7 protein-coding genes and 1 pseudogene are annotated in these 10,325 nt (G+C 38.9%); 4 read left to right on the top strand and 4 right to left on the bottom strand.

Annotated features, from left to right (window positions below; all coding sequences use genetic code 11):
• Positions 1–769: DUF418 domain-containing protein (locus ACY651_RS20655; protein ID WP_462255419.1), on the top strand; the 769-nt coding region annotated here is incomplete at its 5' end.
• A 70-nt stretch (positions 770–839) separates the two neighbouring features.
• On the opposite strand, the gene ACY651_RS20650 is transcribed toward ACY651_RS20655, so the two are convergent.
• Positions 840–1,340, bottom strand: coding sequence for a YybH family protein (locus ACY651_RS20650; protein WP_462255418.1), 501 nt, complete (start codon positions 1,338–1,340; stop codon positions 840–842).
• A 172-nt stretch (positions 1,341–1,512) separates the two neighbouring features.
• Here ACY651_RS20650 and ACY651_RS20645 point away from each other — a divergent pair, with 172 nt between their 5' ends.
• Entirely contained in the window at positions 1,513–3,765 is a 2,253-nt protein-coding gene (locus ACY651_RS20645; protein ID WP_462255417.1) for a cation:proton antiporter, read from the top strand.
• Between the two features lie 200 nt (positions 3,766–3,965).
• Positions 3,966–4,943, top strand: a complete 978-nt coding sequence (locus ACY651_RS20640; protein WP_462255416.1) for an HNH endonuclease — start codon at positions 3,966–3,968, stop codon at positions 4,941–4,943.
• Positions 4,944–5,270: 327 nt separating this feature from the next.
• On the opposite strand, the gene ACY651_RS20635 is transcribed toward ACY651_RS20640, so the two are convergent.
• From ACY651_RS20635 to ACY651_RS20625, 3 genes and pseudogenes are all read right to left on the bottom strand, one after another.
• Positions 5,271–6,551: a serine hydrolase domain-containing protein gene (locus tag ACY651_RS20635; RefSeq protein ID WP_462255415.1), complete on the bottom strand. Its 1,281-nt coding sequence runs from the start codon at positions 6,549–6,551 to the stop codon at positions 5,271–5,273.
• Positions 6,552–6,864: 313 nt separating this feature from the next.
• Complete coding sequence (locus ACY651_RS20630; RefSeq protein WP_462255414.1) at positions 6,865–8,433, bottom strand: N-acyl-D-amino-acid deacylase family protein; 1,569 nt, start codon at positions 8,431–8,433, stop codon at positions 6,865–6,867.
• A gap of 258 nt (positions 8,434–8,691) precedes the next feature.
• Positions 8,692–10,095, bottom strand: a pseudogene (locus ACY651_RS20625) (penicillin acylase family protein); the annotation flags it as partial.
• Here ACY651_RS20625 and ACY651_RS20620 point away from each other — a divergent pair.
• The coding region (locus ACY651_RS20620; RefSeq protein ID WP_462255420.1) for an LLM class flavin-dependent oxidoreductase at positions 10,095–10,325 on the top strand (231 nt) is incomplete at its 3' end. The pseudogene ACY651_RS20625 and the gene ACY651_RS20620 sit on opposite strands and share 1 nt — an antisense overlap.

The raw sequence follows: 10,325 nt of genomic DNA, 5'->3' as shown, positions 1-10,325 counted from the left end.
AACAAAGCTCAATCTTATTCAAAAGGAACAGTTGGGCGCCATGCAGGATTTTAAAGACAGAACCAGTCCGGAAGGCAGGCAGAAACGGATGGAAAAAGCAATGTTGAAAACACACGGCAGTTATGAAGCATTGTATGAATACCGGACTGGTCGTTATGTTGATTCTTTAGTGCAGTATCTTTTTTTTGGTATATGGGATGTATTGCTTTTTATGTTTTTGGGTATGGCCTTTTTTAAAATGGGAATTTTAACCGGGCAGGCAAATGTCAAAGTGTATTGGGGAATGTGTATCATTGGTCTCGGTGTCGGGCTAACCTTATCCTGCTTCCGTCTGCAACAAATGGTGGATGTAAAATTCAATTGGTATGAATACACAAGAAAATACTCTTTTGCATTTTATGAATTGTCCCGCACATTCCGGTCTATCGGCATATTAGGATTGTTAATGCTGTTATACAAATCAGGTTTATTTAAATGGTTGTTTGCATTAATGCGGCCCGTGGGCCAGATGGCATTTACCAATTATATTATGCAATCTTTTTTAGTGGGCTTATTTTTTTACGGCATCGGCTTTGGCATGTACGGCAAATTGCAGCGTTTCGAAATTTATTATGTAGTAGCTGCAACATGGGCACTGCAAATTATATGGAGCCATATCTGGCTGCGGTATTTTAGGTTTGGTCCGCTGGAGTGGTGCTGGCGCAGTTTAACGTATTGGAAATTGCAGCCGTTTAAAAAACACGGCGATACAACAATACCTGTTGAATAATTTTTTTAAATCGATATTAAAAAACCGGCAGTTTATAATGCCGGTTTTTATTATAATTAAATTGATACAATTATTTTGCAGGTGCAGCCGCAGGCATATCGGTATTCCAAATATCACGGTGCATTTTTAATTTACCATTTTCTTCTTTCCAAACTACAATAAACTTTCCTTTATCAAAAGAAACGCCTTTATCACCCAGCACTTCGTAAGTGCCCGTTTCTACTACCGCATCTTTACTGCCCATTACTTCATCAGTAGTTAACTTAAGGTTACGGATACCCATTTTATAACCACCTGTAAAAAATGCATTGATAGCTTGTGGTCCACACATTTTTGGCATGTTGCTGGGGCTAATGCAGGCATCGCTGGTGTAATGGCTTACAAACAATGCAGAGTCGCCGGTTGCAAAGCAGGCGCCATAAGTTGCGTTGCTGGCTGTTATGGCTGCCTTTGCAGAATCTAAACTAAAAGTTGACAATGCTGTAACTGCAGTTTCTGTTTTTGCAGCTTCGTTATTGCAGGCAAAAAGAAAAGTACAAAAAACTAAAGCTGGTAAAAAGATTTTTTTCATATTTGTTGTTTTAAGTTATGGTAAATGTAAAAATATTATTTGAGCTATGCAATGTGGGTATTGGGTATTTTAGCAGTCCATCTGATTGTTAGAATAAAAAATTTATTCATCAGTACATTATTTTTTCATTATGTTGCAATAGTGGCTTATAATTTGCCGGTGAAGCAGCAACATGAAACGTTTTAAAAATACCTTATTCTACCTTTTAGTTATCGGGGGCTTTTCGGCACTCATATACTGGGGCCTGTTGCTGGGTGCAAAACTGCAGCAGGGAAGAAACGTTACTGTAACTGCAATAGGTGAAAATAAATGGCAGGATTTTATTGATGCACTTGTAAATAATTTAAGCCATCCGCTGGCTTTATTGCTGGCGCAGATTATTACTATTATACTGGTGGCCCGTTTGTTTGGCTGGGTATGTAAAAAAATCGGCCAGCCATCGGTGATAGGCGAAATCGTGGCGGGTATTGTATTGGGTCCTTCATTGGTGGGTTTATATTTTCCCGGCTTCAGTGCATTTTTATTTCCACCGCAATCATTGGGCAATTTGCAATTCTTAAGCCAGATAGGGTTGATACTTTTTATGTTTGTGGTGGGCATGGAACTGGATTTAAAAGTGCTGAAGAATAAAGCACACGAAGCAGTTGTTATCAGCCATGCCAGTATCATCTTTCCTTTTGCACTGGGCATTGGCCTTGCCTATTTTATCTATCCGCATTTTGCACCGGAAGGAATAAACTTTGCATCCTTTGCATTGTTTACCGGCATATCACTAAGCATTACTGCTTTTCCCGTACTGGCACGTATTATACAGGAACGGGGCATACATAAAACAAGATTGGGCACCATTGTAATTACCTGTGCCGCTGCAGATGATATTACCGCATGGTGCATACTGGCCGCCGTAATTGCCATTGTAAAAGCAGGCTCATTTGTAAGTGCCTTATATACTATTGCGCTGGCCGTTGCTTATGTATTGCTGATGATAAAAATAATACGTCCCTTTTTAAAACGTGTGGGTGAGCTGTACACCGAAAAAGAAAATATCAGCAAGGGTATTATTGCACTGTTCTTTTTAACACTAATCATGTCGGCCTATGCCACCGAGGTAATTGGCATACATGCATTGTTTGGTGCTTTTATGGCCGGGGCCATAATGCCCGATAACGCAAGGTTTAGAAAAATGTTTGTAGAAAAAGTGGAAGACATTGCCCTGGTGGTATTACTGCCTTTGTTTTTTGTATTTACCGGCCTGCGTACACAAATTGGTTTGTTGAACGATCCGTATTTGTGGAAGATAACTGCTCTTATAATAATTGTAGCGGTAACCGGAAAATTTATTGGCAGTGCCGTGGCTGCAAAATTTGTAGGCCAAAGCTGGAAGAACAGTTTAATAATTGGTGCGTTGATGAACACCCGTGGATTAATGGAACTGGTTGTGCTGAATATTGGTTACGACCTGGGCGTATTAAAACCCGAACTGTTTGCCATGATGGTAATAATGGCATTGGTTACCACGTTTATGACGGGCCCTGCACTCGACCTGATTGGCTGGGTGTTTCGCAGTAAATACGCTGCCGAAAAAAAGACAAAAGCAGCGGGACAGTTCAATATTCTTATCTCTTTTAACCATGCCGAACGTGGGCGGACATTATTGCGTATAGCCAACAGCTTTATAAAAAAAACCAGGGGCAATGCCAGCGTTACCACCATGCACCTGGCGCAGGTAAACGAGTTGCACCTGTATAATATTGACGAGTATAAAAAAGAAAGCTTTGCGCCAATAATAGAAGAAAGCAAATTAATTAGCCAGCCCATAAGGCCATTGTTTAAAGCTGCCACCGATGTAGATACCGAAATTGTGGATGTGGCCAACGAAGGCCATTTCGACCTGTTGCTGATGGGTATGGCCCGTTCTATTTACGAAGGCAGCCTACTGGGAAGGATACTCGGCTTTACGGCAAAAATTATTAACCCCGAAAGATTGCTGGACCAGGTAACGGGTAAAGAAAGTCTTTTTGAAGATGCACCTTTTGATGAACGTACCCGTTTAATTTTATCCCGTACTAATATAACTGCCGGCGTTTTTGTTGATAAAGGCCTGCAACAAATTAATACTGTTTTTGTACCGGCTTTATCTGTTGCCGATAGCTGGCTGCTTCCTTATTTGGAAAAGCTGGTGAGCAATACCGGTGCACAAATTACCATAGCAGGCAATGCGGACGCTTTTAAAAAATTACCACCCGGCCTTACTGCCAATAAAAATAATCCTGTAAAGTTTATACCCGAAGCAGCCATTACAAACAATCTTTTACAGCAGCAACAACTAATGCTGATAAGCGAAGATAGCTGGCGCAAATTGGTGGAATTAAAACTGCCCTGGTTGCAGGAGATACCGAGTGCGTTGATATTGGTGCGGAAGTAGAAAGTATAAAATTAGTGTCCAAGCGCTTATTCACAGTCTTAAAGTTGAAGTGAACGAAACCGTTACAAATTGTCACGGTGGAAAAAATGCGGGGTCACGAATGTTAATTCCGATGAAATTTAACTATCCAAATAGAGCCCCTTTTACGTTGATATTGGTGAGGAAATAAGTTTTAGTAACTATTTGTCTTCAAAAAAGTTTTGAAAAATTGTAAACAGGCTTTCTTATTTTTACTAAACATGAAATTTTACTTGGGAGTAACAGATAATAACTGGTATAATTTTTTAGCTCAACAAAATCGTGAAGACATTAATTTTTGGCAACCAGGAGGTAACACTTCGTTTAAAGTCTTGACACCGGGTGAACCATTTCTTTTCAAATTAAGAAGTCCGGTAAATGCAATAGGAGGAATTGGTTTTTTTTCGAGTCATACTTTTTTACCAATTTCAATTGCTTGGGATGCTTTTGAAAAAGGTAATGGATGTAATACAATTCACGAGTTACGTAATATGATATTGCCACTAAGAAAGGACAAATCAAATGAAAACCCAACTATTGGATGTATTGTTTTAACTAACCCAATATTTTTCAAAAGAGAAGATTGGATTACAATTCCTGAAAATTGGAGCAATAGCATCGTTCAAGGAAAATCTTATTCAACCGATACTGAAATTGGAAAAGACCTTTGGAAGAAGGTTGACACTTTACTACAGAAGTATTTATTTAACGTCATTTCTGAAGAAAAAAGCCAACTAATTTTAGAAGAACCGGAAGCATTATATGGGCAGTCTGTATTAACAAAAGTTAGATTAGGGCAAGGGGCTTTTAGAATTTTAGTGACTGATGCATATAATAGAAGATGTGCAATTTCTGGAGAAAAAACTTTACCTGTATTGGAAGCGGCACACATAAAACCTTATGCGGAGTCAGGACCTCATTTTATCTCAAATGCTTTATTACTTCGTTCGGATTTGCATAAGTTGTTTGATGCAGGATATCTAACTATAACATCTGATTTGAAAGTAGAAGTAAGCAAAAGAATTAAAGAGGAATACCAAAATGGTAAAGAATATTATAAATTTCACGGTAACCAACTTTTTAATTTGCCAATTAGAGTAAAAGATAATCCAGAAGACAGGTTTATTGAATGGCATAACCAAAATATCTATAAAGGATAAAGAAGTGTAAGCCTGCGTTCGTGTCCCACGAATGAATTTCAGGAAATCCTGCCCGTAACAAAAAATTTTCACCACTAATCATTAATTGCCCCATACACCAATGCCCTGAATTTTTCAACTACATCGCCATTTGCAGTAACCTGTAACTGGCATTAAAAAGTTCATTACCAATTTTTTAACTAAGGCTTAAAATTTTATCTACCTCTACTTTGTTACAATATTGGGATTATTTTACCCACTCTTTGTTACAAATAATATTAATATTTTACCTAAGCCTGCGTTCGTGTCCACGAATGTATCCTGCCCGTAACAAAAAAATCTTTACCACTAATCATTTATCGCCCCATACACCAATGCCCTGAATTTTTCAACTACATCACCGTGTGTGCTTCCCTGTAACTGGCGGTAAAAAAGTAATACCATTTTTTCTTTAGGATCTACCCAGTAGCTGGTGGCAAAAGCACCGCCCCAACTGTATGTGCCGGATTGTGCAGGCGTGCGGCCACTGCTTTTATCGGTTACAATTTGAAAGCCAAGGCCAAATTTATCATCGCCACGAAAAACTACATCACCCATTTGGTTCATCGTCATTATGCGTACGCTGTTTCTGCTGAGTAATCTTTTACCATTGTACATACCATTGTTTAACAGCATTTGTAAAAAAATACCATAATCATAAATGGTAGATGATAAACCGGCACCACCGGAATAATACGTGCTGTTGAGTAATGGATAATTAGAAATGGTTGGACCGTTCAACATATTACCTTCGGCTTTTACTAAATGCCCGGTAGAATCTTCACGATATAAATTTACCAAACGGTTTGCTTTTTCTTGTGGAATAAAAAAATACGTATCGTTCATACCCAATGGTTGAAAAATTTTTGTACGAAAAAAATCATTTAACGACATTCCTGAAATTACTTCTACCAAACAACCCAGCAGATCGCTGTTTAAACCGTAGGTCCATTTTTCGCCGGGCTGGTGCATCAAAGGTAATTTTGCAAGGCGGTTCATAGCATCTAATAATTTATCATCCTGCACACCAATGCCTGCGGTTAATTTACTTTTTGCATAAATAGCATTGGCTTCTTTACTGCCTATTTGTGCATAGCCCAAACCTGATGTATGGGTAAACAATTGGCGAATGGTAATTTCGCCTTTGGCGGGAACGGTGGTGTAAGTGGTATCGGCGGCTTCAAATTTATCCAGCACCTGTTGTTTTTTAAATGCAGGAATATATTTTGACACGGCATCGTCTAATTGAAATTTTCCTTCTTCAAACAACATCATCATGGCCACACTGGTGATGGCTTTTGTTTGTGATGCAATGCGGAAGATGGCATCTTTTTGCAATGCAGACTTAGTGTCCAGATCATTTACACCGGCTGCTTTATAATAAGCAATTTTTCCATTGCGGATGATGAGTGCTACACCACCCTGCATCCATTCTTTTTTTGCCCAGTCATTCATCTCCCTGTCTAAGCGTTGCAATCTTTCTGTAGAAAAGCCTGCAGCTTCGGGAGTGGTAAGGGGCATTATTTTTTGTGCGGCTGCAAATTGTATTTGCAGGATAATGATGGTGGCAAAAAGGAAATTCTTTTTCATAAAAATTATTTATGGTGTGAAAGAAGCGATTTTGGTTGTTATTGTTTTTATATCAAGATTGATTAATACATTTTTTAAATGGAATTCTTTTATTAGGAAAGATATCAACTTATTCAGATCTTTTTACTTTTTTGCTTCTCCAAAAAAGTAAAAAAAAAGGAGCCCCGAAATCGATATACAGCCCGATTTCGGGAGGAGCTTTAATTGACATTTGTTCTTCGGTATTTTCAACATTGATAATCCTACTCTTAAATGCAATCATCAAAATACTGTTGTGCTGCTATGAAAATTTATGGCGTTAGCAATTTGAATATTATTGATGACCCAGCCCCATCAGAGTCTTTCCTGCTCTTACCCCCAAATGTTTTTCGTTTTCAAAAGTTACCACTCCATTTACAATTACAAAATAAAATCCTTTTGAATAGGCATGTGGTTTTTCAAAAGTGCTCCTATCAGTTACTTCAGTTTCACTAAAAATTACAATGTCTGCATTCATACCTTCTTTTAATAAACCAATATTTTTTAATTGAAATTTTTGTGCCGGTAAACTGGTCATTCTTCTTATGGCCTCTTCTAACGAAATAACTTTTTGCTCCCGTACATATTTACCCAGCACTCTTGCATTGGTGCCGTAGCCACGTGGGTGCGGCGCCCCTGCACCAAAGGCTCTTATACTTGCATCGCTTGCAAACATGTTGAAGGGGTATTGCATAATGTGCTGCACATCTTTTTCGCTCATACCATGAAAGACCATACCGGCGCCACCATTGATCATCATCTCCATAACTGTTGCAGCTTCTTCAGTTACTTTATGTTTTCTTCCTTTTAATAAATTAATGGTTTCAATACTTTTTCCATTTAGAGTAGTGTCTGCTTTGTAGTAAGCCACTACAGCATAACTTAAATGTTTTAGTTTACGGTTCTTTAATTTTTTGGTGATGTAAGCCGTTACCTGTTTTTTTATTTCGGACCTGCTTAATCTTGCAGCAATAGAATCCTGTCCGTCGGCTAAAATGTCGTCAGGTAATAAAGTACTGAGGGATGTACTGCTGGCAGTATAGGGATATTGATCGATGGTTACATCCAGCCCTTCATTTCTTGCAGCAATTATCATGGGTATGGTTTGATTACTTCGACCCCAGTTTTGTTGTCCGCTTAATTTAAAGTGCGAAATTTCTACCGGGATATTGGCACCTCTTGCAATAGCTAATGCTTCATCAATGGCTTGTGTTACACTGTCGCCTTCGTCCCTCATGTGTGTTGCATACACGCCATTGTATTTTGAAGCCACTTTTGCCAGGCGAATGATCTCCGGCGTTTTGGTATAGGTGCCGGGTATATAAATTAGCCCGGTTGATAAACCTACTGCGCCATCTTTCATAGCATTATCAACAATGGTTTCCATTTGCAACAATTCTGCTTCAGTAGCATCACGGTTGGCACGGCCCATCACGGCTTTTCTTACATCGTTGTGGCCAATTAATGTGGCTACGTTTATAGAAAGTTGTAAGGAATCTATCCACTGCAAATATTTTCCAATGTCAATAGTAGAGGCACCGCAGTTGCCTGCAATAACTGTGGTAACGCCATCATAAATAAAATTATCTGCTGTGGGAGTTTTGGCTTCGTCGCCTTCAATATGGGTGTGCACATCAATAAAACCTGGTGCCACAATTAATCCTTTGGCATCAATTGTTTTTGCAGCAGTGGCAGTAATGTTTTTTTGTATAGCAATTATTTTTCCTTTGGTGATGGCAATGTCGGCATAGTACCAGTTGTTTCCGGTGCCGTCAATTATTTTTCCGTTGCGGATCAATAAATCGTATGGGGGTGTTTGGGCTAATAGAGAAAAAGGGAGTAAGAGTGCTAATAATAATTTCATGATGGTAAGATAAAATTATTTTTTCAATTATTGTTTATTGCAGGATTGTTGTTAAAAACAGTATTAACATTTGCATACAGAATGAGTGTTGTGTTACTTTTTTTTGCGGAAAAAAGTATTCAAAAAAACCACCCGAAATCGAATACAGCCCGATTTCGGGAAGCAGCTATGTGGAGCATTTGTAATTCCACTGTTAATGTTGGAAAGAATAATTATATTTTCATTTCTTTTAAAGACAAATAAATTTCCTTTAAAAAATTATTCTCCCGGATGATATTTTTTTTCTGCATGTTGCAACACATCATCTTTATAAAATAATACATCTTTAAATTTTCCCCGGCTGTACATCAAGCCCTGGTCGAAAAAATGCGGAGCGTTTTCGTGGCCGCTGTTGCCACCAGCTAATAAAGATTTTGCTTTTATTTTTTTTCCTGCTGAACCTTGTTTACCAAACTCCACCGCACAAATAAAACTGTTGCCATTTACGCCATATCTTTTAACAGTGCCGGGAAAATTGCGGCTGGTGTACGATGGTAACATACCCCACGTTGATGATGCAAATGCTACCGGGATACTTTCTTTATTATCGTCAAATTTATTATCAATATCGGATGATATTCTTTGAAAACGATTAATATCTCCCCAGGGCATTTCCCATTTGCCAAATTTATTTTGTAATTCATTTATTACAATGGCAAAGGGTTCAAGCAGATCTTGTGGTATTGCTTTTGTAATAAAGCGGTTGGTTTTAGTAACCTGATCAACAAACTGGAATTCATCTTCATCATTGCTTTTAACAATTTTAGGAATTAATTTTTGTCCCCATTCAACTGCTAAAGTTGTTGCAACAGAATTTACACTGCAACGCATATCCCAGTTTTTTAAAATAGTTATTGGCTCAATTAATTTTGAGTATAAACTATCATTGGGAACAATATTTTTTTCAAAAGCATTTATTAAAGCAGGAATTAGTTTTTCAAATGCGGCAAGATAAGTATCGTAACCTGCTGCAATTACTTTATCAAGGTTGTAATTTTTTTCCTTATCTAAAACACGTACGGCATTTATACCCCGGTAATTTTCGCCATCAGGCGCCATATAAAATGGATAGTTTTCTTTTTTAGGACCGTTAGTGCCGGCAACAGTAAAAGGCGTGGAATTGCAATTTTGTAACCAGCCATTTACGGGATTTATACTTTGTACAATTTCATTTATTGGATGAAGGCCTTTCCATTCAGTTGCGCTTGTTGTTCCATCTACCGCTTTGTTCCAATTGTATTTTTTATTTTTTACAGGGATGCGGTTGCCATGCCAGTAAGCTATATTGCCTTGGGCATCTGCATAAACGGTATTGTTAGAAATATTTCCTTTAAGGTCTAATGTTTTTTTAAAGGCGATAAAACTGGTGGCTTTATTTCTTTGCCAGCATTGTATCAATCCATTCATTATCCTGTTGTCGGCCCTCAGGCTTAAAATTTGTCCGTTGCGGTTTGCCATAACTGGTCCGTGATGAGTGTAGAGCGCCGTAATATTTTTTGTTTGAATATTATTAGCAACTTTATAATGGAGTGATATCTTTTTTTCAATCACCTTTTTTTGTGCATTGTTATATTGATAAACATAGCCATTATTCTTTTTAGAAATTTTTTCTATGTAAGTATCTGCGGCATCAACTCGACGAGACGGTCGCGCTGTGGCGCCATCTCTGGTCGGGGTCGGCGGAGCCGTTCGCGGGGTCCGTCCATTCGATCTCGGACTTCGTGTTCGGGCCGCTGCCCGCGCAGGGTGCCGGGCTGCCGATCTGGATCGGTGGGCGGGCCGAGCCGGCGCTCCGGCGGGTGGGTCGGGTCGCCGACGGCTACCACGCGTCGGCGGCGTCGCCGGGTGCGCTG

It is taken from the genome of Ferruginibacter sp. (assembly GCF_031391665.1).
In the GTDB taxonomy this organism is placed as follows: domain Bacteria; phylum Bacteroidota; class Bacteroidia; order Chitinophagales; family Chitinophagaceae; genus Ferruginibacter.
Note: the sequence above shows the minus strand (reverse complement) of the source record. Positions and strands in the feature narration are given on the sequence as shown.

Bases quoted from the DNA above. Each gene is read 5' to 3' on its own strand.
- ACY651_RS20645 (WP_462255417.1), top strand. From the start codon at position 1,513: ATGAAACGTTTTAAAAATACCTTATTCTACCTTTTAGTTATCGGGGGC.
- ACY651_RS20635 (WP_462255415.1), bottom strand. From the start codon at position 6,551: ATGAAAAAGAATTTCCTTTTTGCCACCATCATTATCCTGCAAATACAA.
- ACY651_RS20650 (WP_462255418.1), bottom strand. From the start codon at position 1,340: ATGAAAAAAATCTTTTTACCAGCTTTAGTTTTTTGTACTTTTCTTTTT.
- ACY651_RS20630 (WP_462255414.1), bottom strand. From the start codon at position 8,433: ATGAAATTATTATTAGCACTCTTACTCCCTTTTTCTCTATTAGCCCAA.